The 25,740-nt window shown below is 59.6% G+C and carries 25 protein-coding genes; 14 read left to right on the top strand and 11 right to left on the bottom strand.

Translation table 11 applies throughout. The features are described from left to right. The first annotated feature begins 15 nt into the window (after nt 1-15). The 3 genes from ACA059_RS13615 (at nt 16) to ACA059_RS13605 (ending at nt 3,187) form a co-directional block, all read left to right on the top strand. Nucleotides 16-897, top strand: a complete 882-nt coding sequence (locus tag ACA059_RS13615; RefSeq protein ID WP_497634675.1) for an ABC transporter permease subunit — start codon at nt 16-18, stop codon at nt 895-897. Next, on the top strand, nt 894-1,778 hold the full coding sequence (locus ACA059_RS13610) for an ABC transporter permease subunit (protein ID WP_347804263.1): 885 nt from the start codon (nt 894-896) through the stop codon (nt 1,776-1,778). The genes ACA059_RS13615 and ACA059_RS13610 overlap by 4 nt, the downstream gene beginning before the upstream one ends. Before the next feature lie 311 nt (nt 1,779-2,089). Beyond that, on the top strand, nt 2,090-3,187 hold the full coding sequence (locus tag ACA059_RS13605; RefSeq protein WP_497634275.1) for a polyamine ABC transporter substrate-binding protein: 1,098 nt from the start codon (nt 2,090-2,092) through the stop codon (nt 3,185-3,187). Nucleotides 3,188-3,439: 252 nt separating this feature from the next. Here the strand turns inward: ACA059_RS13605 and thpR are convergent, their stop codons facing one another. After that, nucleotides 3,440-3,979, bottom strand: a complete 540-nt coding sequence (thpR, locus tag ACA059_RS13600; RefSeq protein WP_497634274.1) for an RNA 2',3'-cyclic phosphodiesterase — start codon at nt 3,977-3,979, stop codon at nt 3,440-3,442. Nucleotides 3,980-4,039: 60 nt separating this feature from the next. On the opposite strand from thpR, the gene ACA059_RS13595 reads away from it, so the two are divergent. Then, nucleotides 4,040-4,234 (top strand): hypothetical protein, encoded by a 195-nt coding sequence (locus ACA059_RS13595; protein WP_497634272.1) that lies wholly within the window; start codon nt 4,040-4,042, stop codon nt 4,232-4,234. Between the two features lie 13 nt (nt 4,235-4,247). Here the strand turns inward: ACA059_RS13595 and ACA059_RS13590 are convergent, their stop codons facing one another. Together ACA059_RS13590 and ACA059_RS13585 are read right to left on the bottom strand one after the other, a co-directional pair. Then, nucleotides 4,248-4,601 carry a DUF1428 domain-containing protein gene (locus ACA059_RS13590; protein WP_497634271.1) on the bottom strand — a complete coding sequence of 118 codons (354 nt, stop codon included), beginning with the start codon at nt 4,599-4,601 and terminating at the stop codon, nt 4,248-4,250. A gap of 16 nt (nt 4,602-4,617) precedes the next feature. After that, nucleotides 4,618-5,685 carry a hypothetical protein gene (locus ACA059_RS13585; protein WP_497634270.1) on the bottom strand — a complete coding sequence of 356 codons (1,068 nt, stop codon included), beginning with the start codon at nt 5,683-5,685 and terminating at the stop codon, nt 4,618-4,620. Nucleotides 5,686-5,981: 296 nt separating this feature from the next. Between ACA059_RS13585 and ACA059_RS13580 the strand changes: the two genes are divergently transcribed. After that, nucleotides 5,982-6,242, top strand: a complete 261-nt coding sequence (locus ACA059_RS13580) for a hypothetical protein (protein WP_497634269.1) — start codon at nt 5,982-5,984, stop codon at nt 6,240-6,242. On the opposite strand, the gene ACA059_RS13575 is transcribed toward ACA059_RS13580, so the two are convergent. The 6 genes from ACA059_RS13575 to ACA059_RS13550 form a co-directional block, all read right to left on the bottom strand. Next, complete coding sequence (locus ACA059_RS13575) at nt 6,214-7,161, bottom strand: NAD-dependent epimerase/dehydratase family protein (protein WP_497634268.1); 948 nt, start codon at nt 7,159-7,161, stop codon at nt 6,214-6,216. The two genes, ACA059_RS13580 and ACA059_RS13575, sit on opposite strands and share 29 nt — an antisense overlap. Nucleotides 7,162-7,164: 3 nt before the next feature. After that, entirely contained in the window at nt 7,165-8,280 is a 1,116-nt protein-coding gene (locus ACA059_RS13570) for an HlyD family secretion protein (protein ID WP_497634266.1), read from the bottom strand. 6 nt (nt 8,281-8,286) lie between these two features. Next, nucleotides 8,287-9,135: a hypothetical protein gene (locus tag ACA059_RS13565; protein ID WP_497634265.1), complete on the bottom strand. Its 849-nt coding sequence runs from the start codon at nt 9,133-9,135 to the stop codon at nt 8,287-8,289. A 1-nt stretch (nt 9,136) separates the two neighbouring features. Beyond that, nucleotides 9,137-10,453, bottom strand: a complete 1,317-nt coding sequence (locus ACA059_RS13560) for a glycosyltransferase family 2 protein (protein ID WP_497634264.1) — start codon at nt 10,451-10,453, stop codon at nt 9,137-9,139. Between the two features lie 18 nt (nt 10,454-10,471). Continuing rightward, entirely contained in the window at nt 10,472-11,809 is a 1,338-nt protein-coding gene (locus ACA059_RS13555; protein ID WP_497634263.1) for a TackOD1 domain-containing metal-binding protein, read from the bottom strand. A gap of 554 nt (nt 11,810-12,363) precedes the next feature. Beyond that, the gene (locus ACA059_RS13550; RefSeq protein ID WP_497634262.1) at nt 12,364-13,254 is read right to left on the bottom strand and encodes a LysR family transcriptional regulator; all 891 of its coding nucleotides are present in this window, start codon (nt 13,252-13,254) and stop codon (nt 12,364-12,366) included. 134 nt (nt 13,255-13,388) lie between these two features. Between ACA059_RS13550 and ACA059_RS13545 the strand changes: the two genes are divergently transcribed. After that, nucleotides 13,389-14,819, top strand: a complete 1,431-nt coding sequence (locus tag ACA059_RS13545) for an MFS transporter (protein ID WP_497634260.1) — start codon at nt 13,389-13,391, stop codon at nt 14,817-14,819. A 14-nt stretch (nt 14,820-14,833) separates the two neighbouring features. On the opposite strand, the gene ACA059_RS13540 is transcribed toward ACA059_RS13545, so the two are convergent. Beyond that, nucleotides 14,834-15,274, bottom strand: a complete 441-nt coding sequence (locus tag ACA059_RS13540; RefSeq protein ID WP_497634258.1) for a cupin domain-containing protein — start codon at nt 15,272-15,274, stop codon at nt 14,834-14,836. Nucleotides 15,275-15,761: 487 nt separating this feature from the next. After that, complete coding sequence (locus ACA059_RS13535; protein WP_497634256.1) at nt 15,762-16,562, bottom strand: DNA-binding transcriptional regulator; 801 nt, start codon at nt 16,560-16,562, stop codon at nt 15,762-15,764. A gap of 134 nt (nt 16,563-16,696) precedes the next feature. Here ACA059_RS13535 and ACA059_RS13530 point away from each other — a divergent pair, with 134 nt between their 5' ends. The 8 genes from ACA059_RS13530 to ACA059_RS13495 all read left to right on the top strand — a co-directional run bounded on the left by ACA059_RS13530 (nt 16,697) and on the right by ACA059_RS13495 (nt 25,637). Then, nucleotides 16,697-18,355 carry a bifunctional 3-(3-hydroxy-phenyl)propionate/3-hydroxycinnamic acid hydroxylase gene (locus ACA059_RS13530; RefSeq protein ID WP_497634255.1) on the top strand — a complete coding sequence of 553 codons (1,659 nt, stop codon included), beginning with the start codon at nt 16,697-16,699 and terminating at the stop codon, nt 18,353-18,355. 1 nt (nt 18,356) lies between these two features. Next, the gene (gene mhpB / locus ACA059_RS13525) at nt 18,357-19,310 is read left to right on the top strand and encodes a 3-carboxyethylcatechol 2,3-dioxygenase (RefSeq protein ID WP_497634253.1); all 954 of its coding nucleotides are present in this window, start codon (nt 18,357-18,359) and stop codon (nt 19,308-19,310) included. A gap of 17 nt (nt 19,311-19,327) precedes the next feature. After that, on the top strand, nt 19,328-20,197 hold the full coding sequence (locus ACA059_RS13520) for an alpha/beta fold hydrolase (protein WP_497634251.1): 870 nt from the start codon (nt 19,328-19,330) through the stop codon (nt 20,195-20,197). A gap of 14 nt (nt 20,198-20,211) precedes the next feature. Next, nucleotides 20,212-21,006 carry a 2-keto-4-pentenoate hydratase gene (gene mhpD, locus ACA059_RS13515; RefSeq protein ID WP_497634250.1) on the top strand — a complete coding sequence of 265 codons (795 nt, stop codon included), beginning with the start codon at nt 20,212-20,214 and terminating at the stop codon, nt 21,004-21,006. Nucleotides 21,007-21,038: 32 nt separating this feature from the next. Continuing rightward, nucleotides 21,039-21,974, top strand: coding sequence for an acetaldehyde dehydrogenase (acetylating) (locus ACA059_RS13510; RefSeq protein WP_497634249.1), 936 nt, complete (start codon nt 21,039-21,041; stop codon nt 21,972-21,974). 10 nt (nt 21,975-21,984) lie between these two features. After that, the gene (gene dmpG / locus ACA059_RS13505) at nt 21,985-23,004 is read left to right on the top strand and encodes a 4-hydroxy-2-oxovalerate aldolase (protein ID WP_497634247.1); all 1,020 of its coding nucleotides are present in this window, start codon (nt 21,985-21,987) and stop codon (nt 23,002-23,004) included. 82 nt (nt 23,005-23,086) lie between these two features. Then, complete coding sequence (mhpT, locus tag ACA059_RS13500; RefSeq protein ID WP_497634246.1) at nt 23,087-24,292, top strand: 3-(3-hydroxy-phenyl)propionate transporter MhpT; 1,206 nt, start codon at nt 23,087-23,089, stop codon at nt 24,290-24,292. 73 nt (nt 24,293-24,365) lie between these two features. Next, nucleotides 24,366-25,637, top strand: coding sequence for an OprD family porin (locus ACA059_RS13495; protein ID WP_497634245.1), 1,272 nt, complete (start codon nt 24,366-24,368; stop codon nt 25,635-25,637). The last annotated feature ends 103 nt before the right edge of the window (nt 25,638-25,740 follow it).

Below are 25,740 nucleotides of genomic sequence, written 5' to 3'. Positions count from 1 at the left end.
CAGTTTATGCGGCTGATGCCGAGTGGTCGAAAGCTCGTCATCGGGATTCCTTTCCTGTGGCTATTCCTGTTCTTCATGCTGCCGTTCTTCCTGGTGATGAAGATCAGCTTCTCGGAAGCGGCGCTGGCCATTCCTCCTTACTCAGAGATCTACACCTTCGCCGAGCAGAAATTTCAGCTGTTGCTGAACATCGGCAACTACTCGCTGCTGACCGAAGATGAGTTGTATATCTCGGCCTACTTCGGCTCGTTGAAGGTCGCGTTTTTAAGCACGCTGATGTGCCTGGCGATCGGTTTCCCGATGGCCTACGCGATCACCAAGGCCAGCAAGGAATCGCAAAACGTCTTGCTGCTGCTGATCATGATGCCGACCTGGACGGCGATCCTGATCCGCGTCTACGCGTGGATGGGCATCCTCAGCAACAACGGTTTGCTCAACGGCTTCCTGATGTGGACCGGGCTGACATCGCACCCGATCGAGATCCTCAACACCAACACCGCTGTGTATATCGGCGTGGTGTATGCGTATCTGCCATTCATGGTGCTGCCGCTGTACGCCAACCTGGTCAAACACGATCAAAGCCTGCTGGAAGCGGGTTCGGACCTGGGTTCGAGCAACTTCAACAACTTCTGGAAAATTACCGTGCCGCTGGCCAAGAACGGAATCATTGCCGGTTGCATGCTGGTGTTCATTCCGGTGGTTGGTGAGTTCGTGATTCCGGAGCTGTTGGGCGGCCCGGAGACCCTGATGATCGGTCGCGTGCTGTGGCAAGAGTTCTTCAATAACCGCGACTGGCCGGTGGCGTCTGCCCTGGCAGTGGTGATGCTGTTGATCCTGATTGTGCCGATTCTGCTGTTCAACCGCAGCCAGGCCAAAGAGATGGAGGCACGGGGATGAAACGCTTCGGATTTTCAAAGTTCATGCTGATTTTCGGCCTGTCGTTTATCTACCTGCCGATGTTGATTCTGGTGATCTACTCGTTCAACGCCTCGAAACTGGTGACCGTATGGGGCGGCTGGTCGTTCAAGTGGTACGCCGGCCTGCTCGATAACTCGCAACTGATGGGTTCGGTGGTGCGCTCGCTGGAAATCGCCTGCTACACCGCGATTGCTGCCGTAGCGTTGGGGACGTTGGCCGCATTCGTGCTGACTCGCGTCACGCGCTTCAAGGGCCGCACGTTGTTCGGTGGTTTGGTGACGGCGCCGCTGGTGATGCCGGAAGTGATCACCGGTCTGTCGCTGTTGCTGCTGTTCGTGGCGATGGCGCAGTTGATTGGCTGGCCGCAGGAACGTGGCATCGTCACCATCTGGATCGCCCACACCACGTTCTGTGCGGCGTATGTGGCGGTGGTGGTCTCGGCGCGTTTGCGGGAGCTGGACCTGTCCATCGAAGAAGCCGCCATGGACCTCGGGGCGAAGCCGTTCAAGGTGTTTTTCCTGATCACCATTCCGATGATCGCGCCGTCACTGGCGGCCGGCGGCATGATGTCATTTGCCCTGTCGCTGGATGACCTGGTACTGGCGAGTTTCGTGTCCGGCCCGGGTTCCACGACCCTGCCGATGGAAGTGTTCTCGGCGGTGCGTCTGGGCGTGAAGCCTGAGATCAATGCCGTGGCCAGCCTGATTCTGCTCGCCGTATCGATCGTGACCTTCATGGTCTGGTACTTCAGCCGCCGCGCCGAAGCGACCCGCAAACGTGCGATCCAGGAAGCCATGGACCAGACCGCCAGCGAATCCTGGCAGCAACCTAAAAAGCAAATGGTAGAAGCGACGGCCTAGTGTCAATGCTGTTCAGTTGGGTAAACACAATACCTGTGCAGTGAATACAAAACCTGTGGTGAGGGGATTTATCCCCGTTGGGCTGCGAAGCGGCCCCAAAACCTGCAACCGCGGTGTATCAGGTACACCGCATTCAATGGTTTTACGACTGCTGCGCAGCCGAACGGGGATAAATCCCCTCGCCACAGGTTTTGGGTTTACTCCACATGTTCTGTGTTTACTCCACAGGTTTTGTGTTTACTGCACAGGTTTTGTGTTCACTGCATTTTTGCTGTGTGATTTTGAATAAAAAGAGAATTGGAGTTGTACCGATGAAAATGTTTGGCAGGACTCTGCTGACACTGTCCTTATTGGGCGCGATTGCCACCGGCGCCCAGGCCAATGACAAGGTACTGCGCGTCTACAACTGGTCGGATTACATCGCCCCGGACACCGTCAAAAAGTTCGAAGACGAGACCGGTATCCGCGTGACCTACGATGTGTTCGACAGCAATGAAACCCTTGAGGCCCGGCTGCTCGCCGGCAAATCCGGCTACGACATCGTCGTGCCGTCCAACAGTTTCCTGGCCAAGCAGATCAAGGCGGGCGTCTATCAGGAACTGGACAAGTCGAAGCTGCCGAACTGGAAAAACCTCAATCCGGTGCTGCTGAAAAACGCTGCCGCCAGCGACCCGGATAACGGTCACGCCTTCCCGTACATGTGGGGCTCGATCGGCATCGGCTTCAACCCGGACAAGGTCAAGGAAGTGCTCGGCAGCAACGCCCCGACCAACTCCTGGGACTTGCTGTTCAAACCGGAAAACGCCGCGAAGCTGAAAGCGTGCGGCATCAGTTTCCTTGATTCGCCGACCGAGATGCTCCCGGCCGCCCTGCACTATCTGGGTTACCCGGTGAATTCTCAGGACAAGGAGCAGATCGCTGAAGCTGAAGCGCTGTTCATGAAGATTCGGCCGTCGGTGGCGTACTTCCATTCGTCGAAATACATCTCGGACCTGGCCAACGGCAACATCTGCGTGGCGGTCGGTTACTCCGGCGACGTGCTGCAAGCCAAGGCGCGCGCCCAAGAAGCTGGCGATAAGGTGAAGGTCGACTACAGCATTCCCAAGGAAGGCGCGGGCAGTTTCTACGACATGGTCGCGATTCCTCGGGACGCCGCGAACGTTGAAAACGCCTACCTGTTCATGAACTTCCTGATGCGCCCGGACATCATCGCCGAGATCACCAACAACATCGGCTACAGCAACGCCAACGCGGCGGCCACGCCGTTGGTGGATGAAGCGATTCGGGATGATCCGGGGTCGTATCCGTCGCAGGCTGTGATGGCGACGCTGTATGCCATTCCCGATATGCCGATCGGCGTTCAGCGGGTGATGACCCGGGGCTGGACGCGGGTGAAGCTCGGTAAGTAACCACGAAAATCCTCTTCTGTAGGAGCTGTCGAGTGCAACGAGGCTGCGATCTTTTGATCTTGTTTTTCCGGATCAAGATCAAAAGATCGCAACCTCGTTGCACTCGACAGCTCCTACAGGGGTTGTAGACACCCTAAATTCTGATTTCCGTTCACGCAGCGCCTTACCACCGCTGCACTCCTCTCTGCAGAACGGCCTCACCTGGCTTCCTCGGTTAAGGTGAATTTGGGCGCCCTCCTCGGGCGCCTTTTTTTATGATGGAACGAGCGGCCATTCGGCCAGCGCTCGGTAGCGGCCCTTATGGGACTCGAACAGGGTGAAGTGATCGGCCCGCAGATAGAACTCGGGCGGCGTCGCGGACTCTGGCACCGGCACTCGGTAATCACGCATCAGCGTCAGATGTGGACGGAATTCCTTGGGAGAATCCTCAAACCCGAACGGCAGCATTGCCTGCTCAAGCGCATAAACCAGCCGCAGCAACTCCGGTGATGCCTGCTCCGGCGCGAGCACCAACACCCCTGCCCTGCGCCAGACATCCAGCCGATCAAGCGCAACCCTCAATGGCACACCCGGCGTTCGAATACTGGCAGCGGCCGTGCAGATATCGCCAATCTGCGCCACGCCAACAGCACCCAAAAACATCAACGTCAGATGAAAGTTCTCCACCGGCACCGGGCGTCCGCTCCTGAGCTCAAGTGCGCTGCGCCATTGGGCAATGGCCCGACGTTGCTCGGGTGCGCAGTTCAGGGCAAAAAACAGTCGTTTTAACGGCTCATGGGATTCGTCGCTCATATCTGGCACCTCCTGACATCCAAGTTATAGTTCATGCAAACGATTCAACTGGAGGGGGCCATGCGCGAGATCATCAGCAAGGAACCATGGTGGGCCGTGCCACCGAAACCCGGTCAGAATGAGGCTGAGCTGGAATGGGGCTGGCTGGTTCATTACAACGAAGGTGAGCCACGCTTCGAGTTCGTCAAAGAGCGGCCGACGGACAGCGAGATTCGTAATCGCAAGAGTTGCAGGATCACCCCGGCGTCGGAGTGATCCTGCCGTTGGCTCAGGCTTTGACGATCATTTCGAAACCGCCAAAGATCAACCGCTGACCATCGAACGGCATCGGGTTGACGTCCGGTTGCATGCGCGGATCGTTCATGAGTTTTTCCATGCCTGCATCGCGGGTGGTCTTGTCGGGCCAGATGATCCAGGAAAACACCACGGTTTCGTCTTCCTTGAGTTTTACCGCCATTGGAAACGAGGTCACTTTGCCGTCAGGGACGTCGTCGCCCCAGCATTCGGCGACGCTGAGGGCGCCGCTTTCCTTGAAAATGACAGCGGCGGTTTCGGCGTGCTTCTTGAATTTTTCGCGGTTGGTGGTGGGTACCGCTGCGATGAAGCCATCAACGTAGGACATGGTCGTTCTCCTTGGGTTATGGGGCGTTCTGCTGGTTAGTCGATTCCGTCGGCCCCCAATCGACAGATCCGCTGCCCGAACTGACCGACGGTACTTCGGCGCTCCCCGCCAGATTGCCCTCGATCTGCGCCGCCATGTAGAACGTACCGGCCATCACACCGGTGGTCGGGTTTTGCACCAGCTTCAGCCAGGCCTTGTCGAACGTGTTACCCAGACTGCTGCGAATCAGTGCCTCGCTGTCAGGCCGATCATTGGCCTGGATAATCGCGCGAATCCCCGCCACACCCACGGAAATCAAGCCCCCAGCCAATTTGCCCGCTGCAGCGGCCACTGCACTGGCCGCACCTCGCGGGACCATTTCGGCTTCCATCCGTTGGCTGGCGCGCTTGGCCACCGGCGCCATGGCGGTGTCTGTCGAATCAACGCCCTTGTCGCCACCTGCCTTGTGGATTTTCTCGATCAGTGCCGCATAGGCCGGCAACGTATTCAGAGGCTGGGTGTGCACGACCTGATAAAGCGAGGCGTCGCGGGCAGGCGGTGGCCCGAGGGCGATGGCGGGGATTTTCTGGATCCGCCCGTTAAGCTGAGCCATCGGCACACCGTGGCGCTGGGAGATTTTCTGCAGTTCTTCCTGAAGAATGTCCACGTAGAACGCCGTTGCCAGGCCGAGAATCGCGTCGGGATCGATTTCCACCGCTACCGGCGCCAGCACGCGCTGTTGGTATTGCTCCAGCAGATAGGCCGCCAGGTGCTTGGCCGAGGCATCCTGCTCGCCCTTGGCGCTGAGCGTGTACCAGCTGACCTTCATCGACAGCCATTCCTGGGTCCAGTAACTACTGAACCAGGGAATGAAGTTCTCTTCGGTCAGTTGGTAAACCCGCGTTCGCCAGTAGTCCATGGCACCGCGCGCGTAGATTTTGGTCTGCTCGGTGGCCGATTGCGACGCCGCGACAATCTCCTGATCCACCATCTGCCAGGTGCTCTGGGAAACAATCACCGGCACCACTTCCACTGGCGCACGCGCGGGCGTGGCGCATCCCGCCAGCACCACCAACACGGCGACGATCAGCGAACGCAGGTTCAAGATCGCGGTTCTCTCGGGTTGAAATCAGATCAAGGGCTATATGCCTGAGTATAGGTGGCTGCCCACCCTGGGGCCGGAACAGTCCGCGATGATCCCACCATCACTTATGTCGATATTCACCATCGCCGCGAATGCCTTCCGCTCAAAAACCGTCAGCGTAGGATCGGCCTTAACCCAACGCAAAACCCCGCATCGGAGGGGCGAATCATGATTATCCATCTCCTGACCTGCCTGGCCCTGACGGCCGTCACACTGAGCGTTTTTTCCTGGTACGTCCTGTCCGAGGAGCGCTCGTCATGATTCACTCCGTGACCCTGGCCGTGAGCTTTGCGGTGTTCGGCAATAACTACTATTCCCAATCATTCGTTTCCCGCAAAACGTTCGAACTGGTGTTCGACAAAAACTTCGAGGCGCTGCTGATGCCGTCCGCCGCCAATCATTTCAACAATGAAGTGATCGGGCTCAATGATCAGTTCCGGTTCCTGAGCGATGTGCTGGAGGAGCACCTGCTGGCGACTGAGCTCACCGCTACCGCCCCCCGGAATCAATACTTCTGAGCAGCTGCCCCAGGCCCTCGACAAAACAGGTCGGTGAGGTCAAGGAAAAACGCTCAAGCAGGCGACTGTTGTCGGCGCGCGAATGTTTGATGTCACCGGAACGCGGCGCGTCGTGGTTCAACGTCACGGGTCGTCCCAGGAGTTCGCTTAACGTCGCCACCAGTTCGTTAACGCTGGTGGATCGGTTAAACCCGACATTGACCGGTTCGATAATCGGCTCTGACTCACCGACCGCCTGTACCAGGACCTTTACGAGGTCATCGACGTAAACAAAATCCCTTGTTTGCTCTCCATCACCGTAAACCGTGATGGGGAGTTTTTTTTGCGCCCTCTCGCTGAAAATGCTGATGACGCCGGAATAAGGCGATGAAGGGTCCTGACGGGGTCCGTAAATATTGAAAAACCGCAGAATGACCGGTTCGAGACCGTGTTGGCGGCGATAGAAATCAAGGAAGTGTTCGCTGGCCAGCTTGTCGGCGGCATACGGTGTCAGCGGATTCTTGGGCGTGTCCTCGGTAATCGCCATGCCCTCGCCATTGTTGCCATAGATCGCCGCACTGGACGCGTAAACCACTCGTCTTACGCCTGCCTGGCGCATGGCTTCGCAGATATTCAGCGTACCGACGAAATTGCTTTGGTGAGTCGCGACCGGATCATCGACCGACGCCTGCACCGAGGCCACTGCCGCCAGATGCACCACCGCGCTGCAATCTTTCATCGCCCGCTCCACCGTCGGCGCGTCGGCGACATCCCCCACCACCAGGGTCAAATGGCAGCGATCAATCGGCAAGTTCGACAATTTCCCACTGGAAAGATCGTCCAGAACCCGAACGCTAAAACCGCTTTCAAGCAGTGCTTCGACCAGGTGCGAACCGATAAAACCGGCACCGCCCGTCACAAGAATTCGATCAGCAGTCATGATTTATTTACTCCCCGGTGCAGTGGTGGGTGTTCGATCCATTGCAATGAAGTCGCCTAATTGCTCGATGAGTTCACGGCTGTCACTGAGCATTTGTTGCCAGTCGGTCGGAAAGCGAACATTCAAAGGCAATTGATCGATTCTCCAGCGCGGCGACAGGGGGCGATCAAACCGGGCGGCGACCTGCAAACCCATCTCGCTGGCAGCGAACGGCCCACGCAACACGGTCGGCGTGCGACCGGCGCTGTCGACGGCCTGGACAACATGGGCCGCCAACCACTCGCCATCGGGCATGCGAACGCGCAGCGGCTGGCCAATCGCGGCGTAGCTGATGTTCAGCGGTTCCAGATAAATCCACAGCAGAGGCTCTTCCAGCCGCTCAAGGCGCATCAACAACGTACCCGCACCGACGTTTTCGCCGGGCGTGACCAACACCTCCGCAATTCGACCGCTCTGCGTAGCCTTGACCGACAATGCGGCGAGGCGCGTCTTCAACCACTGTTGCTCGGCGGCCTGTTGAATAATCTCGCGCTCAACGCTCAACGGCGACTGACGAGCCAGTTGTTCGCGGCGCTCGAACGCCAACAGGTCTGCTTTAAAAGCGTCGAGTTCGGACTGGGCGGCCAGCACTTCTCCACGAGAGACGGCGCCTGATGTGACGAGGTCTTCAAGCACCTGCACGCGCTCCTCCGTCCTGCTCACTCGGGTCCTGAGCAACTGACGCTCCCTCGCGTCCAGTTTGATGTTGGTGGCGGGCACCGTTTTGGTCGGCATCGCGGCGAGCTGCGAGAGCCGCGCACGCCATTCGGGATTGTCGAGACTGACCAATGGCTGATCGATCTGGACCTGCTCCCCGGCCATGACGAACAGCTGATCGACCCGACCGGCATCCCGCGCGCGCACCTCAAGAATCGGCAGGCGCAATTGCGCCGGTGCGTCGATCATCAACATGCCGTAAGCCAGCTTCCCTCCCAGCCAGATCAAGGGACTCGCGACCAGGAACAGGATCAAATACCAACGCACGCGAAACGCCATGCGTTTGCCCGGCGCGTAGAGCACAGTCAAACCCTGTTCCTGGGTGGGGTTCAGTTCTTTGCGACTGTCGAATCGAATCTTCATGACGGCTCACCGTTTTGGAAAGTCTCGCCAGGCTTGCCAGTCAATGCCGGCAATTCCCCGTGGTTGCAGCTGTTCGCGCCAGACACTGGTCTGGTGCTGCAACTGCTCAGGCGACGCGCCGGCCCAGGATTCTGTGGCATCCAGTTGCGGCTCCGTGCTTTGCGCCAGGCGAAACTGCAGATCGGGCCAGCGTTGGGCGATCTGCTCTGCCATTCGTGCGCTGTTTTTCGGGTTGCGGGTGTAGATCATCAGGCTGACCTGACGCACGCCCGCGTCGGGAAGCGCGCACGGCAGGCAGGTTTTTCCGGGTTTTGCCTCTGCAAACCAACGATGATGGCTGGAGATTTCTACCGGCCATGGGCTGGCTGCGGAGGCTGCGCGCAAGGTATCGAGCAAGTCCTTCAAGCGCTGATCCGGGACCGGCACGCCCAGTTGTTCGAGTTCCAGGTCCAGGTGCAGGCTGGTGAATGAAAGCCCCTTCAGCTTCGCCAGTAAGTCGGTGAGCTGATGGCGTTCCTGCGGCTCGATCCAGGCCGGATCGCCGAGCAACAGGCTGACTTGCACCCCCTTGCCGGCCGCGTCCCGCAGCAATTGCTCCAGCCGTTGGCGCGTCGTGGCAAGGTCTTTCAACTGGGCGGACTTGAGGCCAAGGTAGATCTTGTCCATCCCGGCTTTACGCAGTTGCTCGAGCTCCGCCTTACGTTGATCGGGATCGAGCAACGCTTCGCTGTCCCAGACATAACTGGCCTGGGACCATTGGCTCGACGGCGCCCCCACCGCTTGAGCCAGCAGTGGTTGTGCGGCCAGTATCATGGGGGGCAACGACAGCGTCAGCAGCAGAAGTATCGATCGCATATCAAAACCTCGTGGCTCGTTTAAGCACCCACCACGGCGCCATCGAGCTTTCTTCGTGGCCTCGGCGAAAGATCTCGTTGAGCATGGCCACTGCGCTCCAGCACCGCAGGAGTAGCATGAACAGCGGAAAGAAAGGCACCAACAACCCCAGGGTCATGTCCTTTCCAGGTCGGTCGGACACCATCAACAACATGGCGCCGAACAACAGCGCGGTGATCGTCAGGTACAGCGCATAGATCAGTACAAACAGAAACAACAGCGTCTTGCCCGGCAGAACAAATAACGCCAGCAAGGTGTAGCTGAAGATCAGGAACGGCAGCACCAGCTGAAAAAAGAAGCCGCTGAGCAGGATCATCAGAAAGGTCGGCCAGCCCAACAAGCTGGGGTTGATGTTGTGGTTATGCTTTCTGATGTACAGAAAAAACAGGTCGCCATCCCAGCGCAAGCGCTGCATCAGAAACTGACTGAGCGTCGACGGTGCATCGGTGTGTCCAATCGCTTCCGGCTCGAAGGGAATCCTCAAGTCGTGTCGCTTGAAGTAACTTTTGATGCGCAACGTCAGGTCCAGATCCTCCGCGGTGTGCGTGTTCCAGCCACCGATTTTCACCAGAAAGCTGCGGCGGAATGCCCCGAACGCCCCCGAGACGTTATTGACCAGGTTCCATTCGGCCAGACCGATTTTCGACATGTGGATGGATAACAGGTATTCCAGCGCCTGCATGGCGGTCACCCAGGAAGCCCAGACATTGCGCACTCGCAGGCTACCGGCGACCGCAGGCACCGACGGGTCCTCGAAATGGCGCACGATGGAGCTGACCATGTTGTTGTCGAAGGACGTGTCACCATCAAGCGCCATCACGATTTCACCGCTGGCAAGCGACAGGCCGGCGTTCAACGACGACACCCGCCCGCCCCTCTGCCATTTGGCGATCGGGCGCAAATGACGCCTGGGGTACAACTGCGGATCCACGTTAAAACTGCGCACGGCGCTGAGCGTCGGTTGGTTCACCGTGGCCCCGTCCACCACCGGAATCATCTCGATGTGGCCGGGGTACGTCTGCTCGCACAGGCTTAACAGCGTGGTCTGAACATCCATCCCTTCGCTGTAGCAGGTAATGATGCAAGAGACCTTGGGCCGATAGACACTGATCTTCGGCACACGGGTGCGCCGACGTGTGAACCAGCGCAATACACCCAGCATCACCATGATCATCAGGGGTAATTCAAAGATCAGAAACGCGGGGAACAGCATGAAAAACAATCGGCTCAATCCATCCGGCCCCATGAGCCCGCTGAGTGCGTTGAGGAGTTGCTCCATTAAAGGGCTCATGGCGGGTCACGCCAACTCACTGGCCAGACGGGCCAGTAGTAGTTCGCCATCTTCTTGTTCGAGAAGATCGTGGGGCGCCGTGATGCTGACGACACGCAGGGAAATGTCACTGACCTCCGGTGCTGAAAACAACTCGGCGACCCGGCTCAAGCGTTGCTTGACGGTTTCCAGGCCCTTGCCATCGGTATGAGGAAGCATGATCCAGAAGTACTCTTCCGTGCTTCGAGAGCAGCGGTCTGTTTCCCTGACGGTTTCCTTCAACCGATCAGCCACGCTATCGATGAAGGCATGGCCGTGGTGTTCACCCAGGCGAGTCAACGTACCGGCCAGGTTGACGAAGCGCAGACCGAGCAGTGAGAAGGCAGGCGACTGGTAGCGGCGTACGACCTGCATCTGCCAGGTCAGCAGGTCATAGAAATCCTTGCCGCCTAACAGATTGAGTCGACCGAAGTGATGGACCGTTTGATCGCTGAACTCCTGGCGGCAGCGGAAACGGCCGGCCTCGGCCAGGCGGAAATCTCTGACCTCGCGTACTCGCAACTTGTCAGGCGTGTGCGACAGGCCGCAATCCAGGCAGCGCGCCTGCACGTCGGCATCGACAAAAAACGCCTGGCATGACCGACAGCGATAGTTTTCCATTGGGCGGTCGTAATCACTGCCGATATGGCGCAACCGGTTCAAGCAGTTGGGGCACAACAACACCCCGTCTTTGAGAAAGGATTCCTGTGGCCCTACATGCCCACAGGTAAAGCAGTGCAATGAAGGCTGCCGTGAAATGTCCAGGGCCTGACATTCGGCACACACATCAATGTAATTGAGCCGCCCCGAGCCACACTCCGAACACAGGCGAACGCGATCGACCAGAACCCCCTCCTCCAGCCAGTCCTGTTGCACCATCAAACTGAGCCAGACAAACGAGTTGATCTGCTCGTTGTCAGCCAGGGCATCCAGCAACGGATAGCGATAATGCTGAGGCACCTCCGGGTCTCTAAGGGCATAGATGTGGGCGTTGTCGCGCAACCACAACCATGAAAGCACCCGACTTTCAAAACGCTCGGGGGCAGAACCCCGTTTGAACAACCGGTAGCGTTCTTGCCACACCCCCCAAAGGGTTCTTATTTCGCTGGATTCGACAGGGCACGCGCCATCACCCAAGGCTTCACACCAGCCGTTCTGATCACGGCAACAGTAAATGAGGCTGTAGCGATAAGGGTGAAGGGTGCGCAACTTTCGAAGCACCCGCCCGGAATAAACCGCTGGCAGGTCCAGCAGCACCACATCAAATGCGGGTGCAGCCAACAAGCTGCCCAGATCGGCGAAGTGCTCAAGCTCCGGAAGATTCAAGCTTGGAACTCTATTACCCAGTATCGCAATCCGTGGAGTTGGAGTCGGCATGACGCATGGCCTCTGCAGACAGACAAGTACGGTTAAAAGGAGTTAGAAACACTAGCACCGCATCAGAAAAACGTCAGTATTATTATGAAGTTATTTTTTGATATATTGACTGCCAATATTTCGCCATCACCCTTAATTGGATCCCTCCTTGCCTACCGCGCGGCGGCTCGCTAAAACACTTGACCAACATAAAAATATAATTATTTATTTTTCAATGTCTTATATAAACAAAGTCATTAAAACATTACAACTACGCTCACTACTATTTAATTGCCACCATTGATAGCATTGCGCCATTTAATAGTATTAGTATTTAATTCCCATTTACGACAAGGCTTGCGCAATAGTTTCGCACCACCACCCATAGCGCACTTCTATTAACAAGTTCAATGTATTTTTATATCAAAAAAACCACCCAATAGAACCAAAGTAATCAAGCACTAATTACACAAGTGAAACATCATATTTTCAATAATGAACATTAGATCAAATCTGACAATTTTTTACTCAGAACAAACATCCCGAAGGCAACCCCGCAACCAGCGATGCACAGGATCGGCATCCAGCCGCGGATGCCAGAGCATGGCGACGGTGAACGCCGGCAGAGACAACGGCAGTGCAAAGCTGTGCATGCCGGTGCGCAGGCTGGCGGTGTGGCGTTCGGGAACGCTGGCGATCAGATCAGTGGCCCGGGCGAGCGCCAGCGCAGTGGAGAAGCCTGCAACGATTGTTGCTATGTGCCGCTCCAGTTCCTGGAGCTCAAGGGCTTCATCAATGGGTCCCTTGTCGAGCCCCCGCCGAGAGACGCTGATGTGGTTGCCTGCCGCATAACGCGCGGGGGTCATCTCGCCTTCGCTCAGCGGATGCCCCATTCGCACGACGCCAACCAAACGGTCCCGGAACAAGCCCTGGGTACGCAACTCCGGCCCAGTGGCCTTCCCCACCACACCTGTTTCCAGATCGACCGTCCCGTCGCGCAGTGACGTGCTGTCTTTGTCGGGTTTGTGCATGAAGCGCAGCCGTACGCCAGGGGCTTGCTCGGCGACGCGGGCAATCAGCTGCGCGCCAAAATTCTCGACAAAGCCTTCACTGGTGCGCAGCGTGAACGTGCGGCTCAGCTGGCTCAGGTCAGGTTGCTCGGCAGGCCGAAGGACCGCTTCGGCGTCCTGCACCAGTTGACTGACCCGCTCGCGCAGTTCGAGCGCTCGCGGAGTGGCAACCAGACCGCGCCCGGCCCTGACCAACAGCGGATCGCCGGTGGTTTCACGCAATCGCGCCAGTGCCCGGCTCATCGCCGACGGGCTCAGGCGCAAGCGTTTGGCGGCGCGTGCCACGCTCCCTTCGGCGAGCAGCACATCAAGAGTGATCAGCAAGTTGAAATCGGGAGTGGACATACGGCGCCCCGTGGCAGAGTGATATGGCGTTGAACGCACGTATCAAGTGCAAACGGTGCGCCTTCCGCCATGTTAGGCCGGGGCGTAGCTTTCTGATAGCTCCGCTTCGGGAGTGGCCAGAAAAGAGGAACAGCATGAAATCAATCAGTGCAGTCGCAGAGCGTGCGCAACAGACACCGTCGGTTCGGTGGGCGCTGGCAAGTCTTTCACTGTCGATGCTGCTGTCCTCACTCGGCACCAGCATCGCCAATGTGGGTTTGCCGACCCTGGCGCAGGTGTTCAACGCCTCCTTCCAGCACGTGCAGTGGATCGTCCTCGCCTACCTTCTGGCCATCACCACCCTGATTGTCAGCGTCGGTCGGCTCGGTGATATGACTGGCCGTCGACGGCTGCTCTTGGCCGGCATAGGCGTGTTCACCCTGGCGTCGGCCCTGTGCGGCTTTGCGCCCACGCTCTGGCTGCTGATTGGCGCCCGGGCGCTGCAGGGAATCGGTGCAGCAATCATGATGGCGCTGACCATGGCCTTTGTCGGCGAGACGGTGACAAAGGCAAAAACCGGCAGCGCCATGGGCTTGCTCGGGACGATGTCGGCGATTGGCACCGCGATGGGGCCGTCGCTCGGTGGCCTGCTGATTGGCGGGTTTGGCTGGCAGTCGATCTTCCTCATCACCGTCCCGCTGGGCTTGCTGACGTTAGTGCTCGCGCATCGCTACTTGCCCGCCGATCGCCAGAAGCCCAAGACCGATCGTGCCGGCTTCGACCCGCTGGGCACGCTGCTGCTGGCGTTGACGCTCGCCGCTTATGCGCTGGCCATGACCCTTGAGCGAGGCAGCTTCGGGCCGATCAACATCGCCTTGCTGTTGGCGGCGGGCGTCGGCGTCGGCCTCTTTGTGTTCACCGAGGCTCGTGTCACCTCACCGTTGATTCGATTGGCGGTGTTCCGCGATCCCGTGCTCAGTGGCAGCCTCGCCATGAGCCTGCTCGTCGCGACAGTGATGATGGCGACACTCGTGGTCGGCCCCTTCTACCTCGCGCATGGGCTGGGGCTCGATGCCGTTCTGGTTGGACTGGTCTTGTCGGTCGGGCCGTTTGTCGCGGCACTGACGGGTGTGCCCGCTGGCCGTATTGCCGACCGCTTTGGCGCCCAACGCATGACCCTCGCCGGGCTCGTGGCAATGGCGACCGGGTGCCTTACGCTGTCGGTATTGCCGGAGACGTTCGGCATCGGCGGCTACATCGGGCCCATGGTTGTGATGACCATCGGCTATGCCCTGTTCCAGACAGCCAACAACACGGCGGTCATGGCGGATGTTCAGCCGGACCAGCGAGGCGTCATCTCCGGCATGCTCAACCTGTCGCGCAATCTGGGGCTCATCACGGGGGCATCCGCCTTGGGCGCGGTGTTCGCGCTCGCGTCGGCCGCTGCCGACCTTGCAACGGCGCGGCCCGAAGCGGTTGCCAGCGGTCTGCGGATCACCTTCGCCGTGGCGCTGGTGCTGATCGCTGTCGCACTGGCCATCGCGTTGGGAAGCCGCGCGTTGGCAGTGCGTCGTGATCGCCGGTAAGCCGACAGGTCGTTTTACTTTTCCAGCACTACCAGCGGCGTGTCTTTCTTCACAATGTACGTCGCCAGCTCAGACGCTTTGTTCGCGCCGATATTCTTCGCGACGTGCGCAGTGCCTGCGGGAATGTACAAGGAATCGCCAGCCTTGAGCGTTATAGGAGGCTGACCCTCGAGTTGATATTCAAACGTGCCTTCAATGACGTGGGCCACTTCCACCCCGGGATGCGAATGCTTGGGGGACACCACACCCGGCTCGAAATCAACGAGAACCTGGATCACTTCACGACCGGCGACGTCGAGGTCCTTGCGCAGCAGATCGGTGCGGTGAAGACCCGCCTGCCAGCTTTTTGCTGGAGGCGCCTCTTGAGCTTGAGCGAGGCCCGCGAAGGCGGTGAGTGCCGCGGCAACGGCGACGCCGAGCATGCCAGCGGAAATACGGTGGTTGAAACGGGACATGGCATTTCTCCAATCAGTGCGCGGGAATGCGCGCGGAGCTTGCCGCGGATGCGGTGGCTCTATTTGGAGGCCGCCGTGTATCGCGCAAGTGTCGCCAATGCCTTGGTTTTGTATGCGAAGGTAGCTGCAGGCGCGCTGGATACGTTCCGATACAAACGGATCCCGCGGACACGAAAAAGCCCGCACAAGGCGGGCTTTGTAAATCGAGTAGGTGGCCGGCGCTGGTCTCCGGCTTACAAGGTTTATCAGGCCTCCCACAGAACAGTTTTGTGCTGTCCTGCTTCACACGGCATAAGGGCTGGATCTCAGCGCGGAGATCTTTCTAACCGTGTACCCTTCGGAACGCGCCCCACGTTTCCTTGCCATCCGCTTGCGCATCAGTCTGCGTCTTCACCTACAACTTCAAGAGTAGTACAAACTCCAAAGCGCAAGGCGGGCTTTTTAGAACGATTTTGTCCTTCAGCAAGCGTGGCAGGAGGGAAAAATGCTATCGCCAGTGACGCACCTCAAAACTACCCAGTTGAGCCTGGATCTTTTCCACTATGCCTCGCATCGCTGGCAAGTAGCGGCGAGCGGCTTCCTCAACGGGCATAGCCTTGGCGATGTAGACCAGATTCAGGCAGCCCATCACCTTGTCCGCGTGCATCACCGGGATCGCAATGGCGGCAATTTTGCGTTCCTCGCCCCAATGGGCATTATTTTCGCCATACCCCTTGCTGAGCGTGTGCTCCACCAACCGGTCTACAAATCGGCGGTCGGCAGCCAGTGCCGATTGCGCATCTTCCCGACTGATCATCAACTCAATCAGCTCTTCTCGCTCTGCGGGTCGGCAATACGCAAAGTACGCGCGCCCGGTCGCGGTCATCAGCAAGGGCAGACGCCGACCGACCATGGAACGGTGAAAAGACAGGCGACTGAAACGATGGGTGGTCTCGCGAATCACCATGGCGTCACCGTCCAGCGTGCACAGGTCGGTGGGCCAGACGACTTCCTGCAGCAACTCGCCGAGCAAGGGGGCGGCGATTGAGGAGATCCATTGCTCATCGCGAAAACCTTCACTGAGTTCGCGAACTTTCAACGTCAATCGATAGCTGTCATCCGACTCGCTTCGCCGTACATAACCTTCAGCCTGCAAGGTCTCCAACAGCCTGCGCACGGTGGTGCGATGCAGCCCGCTCTGCTCAGCCAGTTGCGCGGTGCTGGCGCCGCCGTCGAAGCGGTTCAAGCCATTGATCAGTGCCAGACCGCGCATCAGGCCACGCACGGCTTTGTATTCGGTCTCGCTCATGGCTGGTTCCTTTATTGTTTTAAATCAATCATGTGCACTCAGTGCACACTAACAAGGGTTGTCGTTGTCGACCAGCCTTGTGATTTCCATACTGCGCCCAACAAGAAATCCAAAAGCGCTGTACGGAGATGACCATGAGTTCTGCACCCACTCCTTCCACATTGGACCTGACCACCGACGTCGCCATCGTTGGTGCCGGCCCTGTCGGCTTGATGATCGCCAATTACCTGGGCCAATGTGGTGTGAACGTCACCTTGGTGGAAAAGCTCGACAGCCTGATCGACTACCCTCGCGCCATCGGTCTGGACGACGAAAGCCTGCGTACTTTCCAGGCCGTCGGTCTGGCCGACAATGTGCTGCCGCACACCACACCCTGGCACGCCATGCGTTTCCTGACCCCCAAGGGTCGCTGCTTTGCCGATATACAGCCCAAGACCGATGAGTTCGGCTGGTCGCGCCGCAACGCCTTCATCCAGCCCTTGGCCGATCGCGTACTGTTCGAAGGCCTGCAGCGTTTTGACAACGTCAAGGTGCTGTTCGGCCGTGAGCTCGAAGGCTTCGAACAAAGTGACAGCGCCGTGGTGCTGAACCTCAAGGATCAGAACGGTCGCGGCGAACGTCTTCAGGCCCGTTATCTGATCGGTTGCGACGGCGGCAACAGCCTGGTGCGACGCAACCTGAACATCAGTTTCGAGGGCAAGACCGCGCCTAATCAGTGGATCGTCGTCGACATCGCCAACGACCCACTGAGCACGCCCCATGTTTACCTGTGCTGCGATCCTGTGCGCCCTTACGTTTCCGCCGCCCTGCCCCACGCTGTTCGCCGTTTCGAATTCATGGTCATGCCTGGCGAGACCGAAGCCGAACTGAGCAAACCCGAGAACATGCGCAAGCTGCTGGCCAAGGTGCTGCCAAATCCGGATCGCATCGAATTGATCCGCAGCCGCGTCTATACCCACAACGCTCGCCTGGCCGGTCGGTTCCGTGAGGGCCGGGTGCTGCTGGCCGGCGATGCCGCACACATCATGCCGGTATGGCAGGGACAGGGTTACAACAGCGGCATGCGCGACGCTTCCAACCTGGCCTGGAAACTATCACTGGTGATCAAAGGCCTGGCCGCCGACAGCCTGCTCGACAGCTATGAACAAGAACGCCGCGACCACGCCAAGGCGATGATCGACCTTTCGGTGCTGGCAGGCCACGTGTTGGCACCGCCCAAACGCTGGCAAGGCACTTTGCGTGACGGTGTGTCGTGGCTGCTCAACTATGTGCCGCCCGTCAAACGCTACTTCGTGGAAATGCGCTTCAAGCCAATGCCGCAATACGCCCAGGGCGCCTTGATCGTACCCAGCGAAAAAGGCTCACCCGTGGGCAAGATGTTCATTCAGCCCCAGGTACTGACCGAAGCTGGCAAAACCGTGTTGCTGGATGAGGTGATCGGCGAGAACTTCGCGATTATCGCCTGGGGCTGCGACCCGACCTGGGGCCTGACGGCTGCACAGATCGATCAATGGCAAGCACTCGGCACGCGTTTTATCCAGGTACTGCCGGACGTCCAGCTCAAAGCCCCCAGTGACGTCAGCCAAAGTGTGATCCGCATCGGTGACAGCACCGGCCGCCTCAAGGAATGGTTCGCCCGCGGCTCGGCCTCTATCGCTCTGGTGCGTCCGGATCGCTTCCTTGCCGGCCTGGCCATTCCGCAAACCGTCGGCCAGGCCTGTGATGATTTGGCCCTGGCGCTCAAGGCGCTGCCGCAACCCGAAGTGGCGATCCCTGCCAGCAAGGTGGCCTGACATGAGCGCCTATCTGCATTGCCTTTCCCACACGCCATTGGTGGGCTACGTCGATCCGACGCCCGACGTGCTGGCCGAGGTCGATGGCATGATCGCCGAGGCCCGTGAGCGTATCGCCCGCTTCGAGCCGGAGCTGATCGTGCTCTTCGGCCCTGACCACTACAACGGTTTTTTCTACGACGTGATGCCGGCCTTCTGCATCGGCATGGCCGCTCACGCCATCGGTGATTTCGATACCGCCGCCGGCCCTTTGGACGTGCCCAAAGCGCTGGCCGAATCCTGCGCCCAGGCTGTCCTGGATGCCGGTGTCGACGCTGCCGTTTCCTATCGCATGCAGGTCGACCACGCGTTCGCCCAACCGCTGGAGCTGTTGTTGGGCGGTTTACAAGGCTGCCCGGTGATTCCGGTGTTTATCAATTCTGTCGCCGTGCCCCTGCCCGGCTTCAAGCGTGCCCGCCTGCTCGGTGAAGCGATTGGCCAGTGGGCGCAGTCGCTGAACAAGCGCGTGCTGTTCCTGGCTTCCGGGGGGCTGTCCCATCAACCTCCGGTGCCGGAACTGGCCAGGGTAGATGCGCGCATGGCCGATCGACTGATGGGCAGCGGTCGCCAATTACCAGCTGATGAGCGACAGGCACGCCAGGAACGCGTCATCCAGGCCGCCCGGGATTTCGTTGAAGACCCAAACAGCCTGCATCCGCTTAATCCCGCATGGGATCAGCAGTTTCTCGACACCCTCGAACAGGGCCGCCTGAGCGACCTCGATGCCCTGGGCAATGACGAACTGTCGGCACTGGCCGGCAAGTCCACTCACGAAGTGAAAACCTGGGTCGCCGCCTTCGCTGCCCTTCTCGCCTTCGGCCCTTATCAGACCGAAGGGCGCTACTACCGTCCGATTCCCGAATGGATCGCAGGCTTCGCCGCCCTTGGCGCCCAGCCGCTGAACAACAACCACTGAATCCGAGGAACACTGCCATGACTGCCACTGCGCCAGCTTTCACCGAAGCCTCTACCAGCCGTTTTGTCGACATCAGCGAAGGCGAGTTGAAGCTGCGACTGCATTACAACGACGTGGGTCAGGGAGCCGAAACCGTGGTCATGCTCCACGGTTCCGGACCCGGCGCCAGCGGTTGGGCCAACTTCCATCGCAACATCGAACCGTTGGTGGCCGCCGGTTACCGAGTGATTCTGATGGATTGCCCTGGCTGGAGTAAAAGCGACCCGGTTGTTTGCGACGGCTCGCGCTCAGACCTCAACGCACGAGCACTCAAGGGGCTGCTCGATGTGTTGGACCTGAACAGTGTGCACATCGTTGGTAACTCGATGGGTGCCCATAGCACCGTCGCTTTCGCCCTGGAAAACCCAGAGCGCATCGGCAAACTGGTACTGATGGGCGGCGGCACTGGCGGCCCAAGCGCCTTCGTGCCGCAACCCACCGAAGGCATCAAGCTGATCGGCGCGCTGTACCGCGAACCGACCATCGAGAACCTGAAGAAGATGATGAACGTCTTCGTCTTCGACGCCAGCAGCTTGACCGACGAACTGTTCCAGACCCGCCTGGACAACATCCTCGCGCGCCGCGATCACCTGGAAAACTTCGTCAAGAGCAGCACCCTCAATCCCAAGCAATTCCCGGACTTCAGCCACCGCCTGCACGAAATCAGCGCCCAGACGTTGCTTGTCTGGGGCCGCGAAGACCGCTTCGTGCCCATGGACACCGGCCTGCGCCTGCTGGCTGGCCTGCCCCATGCACAACTGCATGTGTTCAATCGCTGCGGCCACTGGGCCCAGTGGGAACACGCCGAGACCTTCAACCGCATGGTCCTGGACTTCCTGACCCACTGATCACCGAGGCTGACATGACCCTGACTCAACACACGCTGGAACGACTGGCCGCTGACCTGCGCCATGCCGAGGCCGATGGCGAAGCCATCGCCCCTCTGCGCGAACAGATTGGCGAAGACAACGCCGAAGCCGCTTACGCCGTCCAGCGGATCAACGTCGCTCACGCCGTGGCCAACGGCCGTCGTGTGGTCGGACGCAAAATCGGCCTGACCAACCCCAAGGTTCAGGCGCAACTGGGCGTCGACCAGCCGGACTTCGGCACCTTGTTCGCCGACATGTGCTACGGCGACAACGAAAGCGTGCCCGTAGGTCGCGTACTGCAACCGAAGATCGAGGCGGAAATAGCCTTGATCCTCGAACGCGATCTGCCCCGCGCCGACACCACTTTTGCCGACGTGATGGCGGCCACCGGCTGGGTCGTCCCGGCACTGGAAATCGTGGGCAGTCGGGTCCAGGGCTGGAACATCCGCTTTGTCGATACCGTGGCGGACAACGCCTCCAGTGGTTGCTTCGTATTGGGTGGCCCGGCTCGACGTATCGATGGGCTCGACCTGCGCCAGGCCAGCATGCGCATGACCCGCAATGGTGAAGAGGTCTCCAGCGGCAGTGGCGCCGAATGCCTCGGTCATCCACTCAATGCGGCCGTCTGGCTGGCTTGCACCATGGCTCGCTTGGGCGATCCGCTGCGTGCGGGCGACATCATTCTCACCGGGGCACTCGGGCCAATGGTGCCGGTCGCTGCCGGTGATCGTTTCCAGGCCGAGATCGAAGGCATTGGTCGGGTTGGTATTGGGTTCACCGCCGAGTGATCGGCGACTTGCGTGCAAATGAGGCAACAACAATGAACAAACTCAAAGTCGCCATCGTTGGATCCGGCAATATCGGCACCGACCTGATGATCAAGATCCTGCGCAACGCCAAGCATCTGCAAATGGCGGTCATGGTCGGTATCGACCCGGCTTCCGACGGCCTGGCCCGCGCCGAACGCATGGGGGTAGCCGTGACCCATGAAGGCGTCGAAGGCCTGACTCGCATGGACGTCTTCAAGGACATCGACTTCGTGTTCGATGCCACCAGTGCTGGTGCACATGTGAAGAACGATGCGTTCCTGCGCTCGATCAAACCCGGCATCCGCCTGATTGACCTGACGCCCGCGGCCATCGGCCCGTACTGCGTGCCGGTGGTCAATCTGGAGCAGAACCTCGACCAGCTCAACGTCAACATGGTCACTTGCGGTGGCCAGGCAACCATTCCGATGGTTGCCGCCGTGTCGCGCGTCGCCAAGGTGCACTACGCCGAAATCGTCGCCTCGATCGCCAGCAAATCGGCCGGCCCCGGCACCCGCGCCAACATTGACGAATTCACCGAAACCACCTCCAAGGCCATCGAAGTGATCGGCGGTGCGGCCAAGGGCAAGGCGATCATCGTGATGAACCCGGCCGAGCCGCCGCTGATGATGCGCGACACGGTGTTTGTGTTGTCCGAGGCAGCCGATCAGGCTGAGGTCGAGGCGTCCATTCTCGAGATGGCCGTAGCCGTACAGGCCTATGTGCCGGGTTATCGCCTGAAACAACACGTGCAGTTCGACGTCATTCCCGAAGAGGCACCGTTGCACATCCCCGGTCTGGGCACATTCTCCGGGCTCAAGACCTCGGTGTTCCTCGAGGTTGAAGGCGCCGCCCATTACCTGCCGGCCTATGCCGGTAATCTCGACATCATGACCTCCGCTGCCTTGGCCACCGCCGAGCGCATGGCGCAGTCGATGCTGAACGCCTGAGGAGACCGACATGACCTTTAATCCTGGCAAAAAACTCTACATCTCCGACGTGACCTTGCGCGACGGCAGCCATGCCGTTCGCCATCAGTATTCGCTGCAAAACGTGCAGGACATTGCCCGCGCCCTGGACAAGGCCAAGGTCGACTCGATCGAAGTCGCCCATGGCGATGGCCTGCAAGGCTCGAGCTTCAACTATGGCTTCGCTTCGCACACCGATCTGGAGTGGATCGAGGCCGCGGCCGATGTCATCAGTCACGCCAAAATCACCACCTTGTTGTTGCCTGGCATCGGCACGGTGCATGACTTGAAAGCGGCCTATAACGCCGGAGCACGGGTGGTGCGCATCGCCACCCATTGCACCGAAGCGGATGTCTCGAAACAGCACATCGAATATGCCCGCGAGCTGGGTATGGACACCGTCGGCTTCCTGATGATGAGCCACATGATCCCGGCCGAGCAGCTGGCCGCGCAGGCCAAGCTGATGGAAAGCTACGGCGCGACGTGCGTGTACATGGCCGACTCCGGCGGGGCGATGAACATGCAGGATGTGCGCGAGCGCTTCCGTGCGTTCAAGGCGGTGCTCAAGCCTGAAACCGAAACCGGCATGCACGCTCACCACAACCTGAGCCTGGGGGTGGCCAACTCCATCACCGCCGTCGAAGAGGGTTGCGACCGCATCGACGCCAGCCTCGCGGGAATGGGGGCCGGTGCAGGCAACGCGCCGCTGGAAGTATTCATCGCCGCGGCCGAGCGTCTGGGCTGGAACCACGGTACCGACCTTTACACGCTGATGGACGCCGCCGATGACATCGTGCGTCCGCTGCAGGACCGTCCGGTGCGAGTCGACCGCGAGACGCTCGCACTGGGTTATGCCGGCGTCTACTCAAGCTTCCTGCGCCACGCCGAAATCGCTGCGACCAAGTACGGCCTCAAGACCCTCGACATCCTCGTCGAGCTGGGCAAGCGGCGCATGGTGGGCGGTCAGGAAGACATGATCGTCGACGTCGCGCTGGATCTGCTCAAACGCTGACCGAGCACCACACCGGCTGACCGCCCACGCAGCGGTCAGTCGGCCCTGTTTTACCCATACAACAATAAAACGGGTACTACCCATGACTGCGCTAAAACTGACAACACCGCTACACATGACGCGGACCATCGGTCTGTGTTTCCTCGTGGCCCTGATGGAGGGCCTTGACCTACAGGCCTCCGGGATCGCTGCCCAAGGCATGGCGGCCGCTTTCGAACTGGATAAATTACACATGGGCTGGGTCTTCAGTGCCGGAATTTTCGGCCTGCTGCCCGGTGCGTTCGTGGGCGGCCTGCTGGCTGACCGAATAGGTCGCAAGCGCGTGCTGATGGCGTCGGTGGCGCTGTTCGGACTGTTCTCGCTGGTCACGGCCATGGCCTGGGACTTCAACAGCTTGCTGGTTGCCCGTTGCCTCACGGGCGTGGGTTTGGGCGCCGCCTTGCCCAACCTGATCGCGCTGACCAGTGAAGTGGCTGGTCCGCGTCTGCGTGGCATGGCCGTGAGCCTGATGTATTGCGGCGTGCCGCTGGGTGCTGCGATGGCGGCCAGCATTGGCATCGCTCAATTGGCCGGTGGCTGGCAGGTGGTGTTCTACGTCGGTGGCCTGGTACCGCTGTTGATCGTGCCTCTGCTGGGGCTTTATCTACCGGAATCGGCGCAGTTTCGCAGCGTCCAGGACGCCGCACCCATCGGCGTGGTCCGGGGCCTGTTCCGCGAGGGCGCGGCCCTGCCGACCGCAATGATCTGGGTGAGTTATTTCTTTACGCTCATGGTCGTGTACATCTTGATCAACTGGCTGCCCAGCTTGTTGGTCGGCCAGGGTTTCAGCGGCCGCCAGGCTAGTTGGGTGATGTTTGCTCTACAGCTTGGCGCTGCGGTCGGTACCTTGCTGCTGGGCTGGGTGATGGACCGACTGCCGGCCTGGGCCCTGTCCGCACTGATCTACATCGGCATTCTCGCTTCGCTGACCGCTCTGGGTATGGCCAGCCACCTGGAAAGCATGCTGGCGGCCGGTTTCGTTGCGGGCTTTTTCGCCACCGGCGGGCAATGCGTGCTGTATGCCTTGGCACCGCATTTCTATCGCCCGTCTGTGCGCGCCACGGGCGTGGGCAGCGCGGTGGCCATCGGCAGACTCGGCGCAATGAGCGGCCCGCTGGTGGCCGGCAAGATGCTCGCCTTGGGCACCGGCACGGCCGGGGTGATGCTGGCTTCGGCGCCGGGAATCGTCATCGCCGCAGTAGCGATGTTTTACCTGTCAGTGCGCCGCAACGGCTCTCAGCCTGACTGACAACTCCCGCGTAACACCCCGTGCCGGAAACGGTGCGGGTTCACCCCCAACAACAATAAAAGTGAACACCGGCATGCTCAAGACTTCTCTTCGGGCGCTCAGCGCCTGCACCTGCGTTTTATCTTTTGGCCAGGCGTGTGCCAGCGGTTTTGTCGATGACAGCCACGCCGATCTGACGATGCGCAACTTTTACTTCGATCGAAACTACGTGAACGCAACCCCTCAGGCCGCCGCCCGCGAGTGGGCCCAGGGTTTCATCCTCAACGTGCGTTCAGGTTATACGCAAGGGCCTGTGGGGTTCGGCCTCGACGCCCAAGGCTTGCTGGGTGTGCGCCTGGATTCTTCACGCGCTCGCACCGGTACCGGCCTGCTGCCGTACAGCGCCACCACCCGTGAGCCGGCCGATGAATACTCGGAGCTGGGTCTGACGGCCAAGGTCAGGGCATCGAAAAGCGAGCTGCAATTGGGCACCATCAGCACGTTTCTGCCGATCGCTTTCGCCAGCCCTACCCGCCTGCTGCCACAGACCTTTCGCGGCGCGTACCTCAAGTCCCAGGAAATCGACAACCTGACCCTGCACGTTGGCTGGCTGGATCGCATCAACCTGCGCGACTCCACCGATTACCAGAAAATGTCGGTCGGTTCACCTAACGGACGCTTCAATGGCGCCGCCGAGTCAGACCGTTTTTCTTTCGTCGGCGGCGACTATGCCTGGTCGCCGCAATTGACGCTGAAGTACTACCACGCAGAACTCGCTGACCTGTACCGCAAGGACTTCTACGGTTTTGTCGACAATCGCCCTCTCGGCCCCGGCAGCCTGAAAAGCGATTTCCGTCTGTTCGTCACCGGCGAGGATGGCGCGGCCAAAGCCGGCGCGGTGGACAACCGCAATGCGGCACTGATGCTGACGTATGCCTTGGGCGCCCACAAATTCGGTGCCGGCTACATGCAACTGACTGGCAAGACAGCCATGCCCTACCTGTTCGGCACCGAACCGTTAGTGATCACCGAAGGCACTCTGAGCTCTGAGTTTCTCAACCCCAAAGAGCGCAGTTGGCAGGTACGGTATGACTACAATTTTGCAGGCCTTGGCGTGCCTGGACTCAATGGCATGCTGCGCTACGTGAGTGGCGACAATATCGAACTGGCCAAGCTGGGAGGCTCCAACCTGACCGAGAGCGAAAAGGATATCGAGGTGTCCTACGTGCTGCAGAGCGGCCAACTGAAAGGCTTGGCGCTACGGTTGCGCAACGCCTGGTACCGCAACGACTTCAGCGCCCAGGCCAGCCATCGGGATGACAATGAGCTGCGGGTGAATGTCGATTACACGTGGAAGTTATGGTGAGCGCTTGGCCCATCATCAGTGACCCAGGAAATGTTCCAGCCAGGGTCGATGCTGGATGAAACTAAAGGGGGGGACACGCCGAAAATAGTCGTCGTGTACCCCC

The sequence above is a fragment of the Pseudomonas sp. LBUM1647 genome (assembly GCF_059716175.1).
Note: the sequence above shows the minus strand (reverse complement) of the source record. Positions and strands in the feature narration are given on the sequence as shown.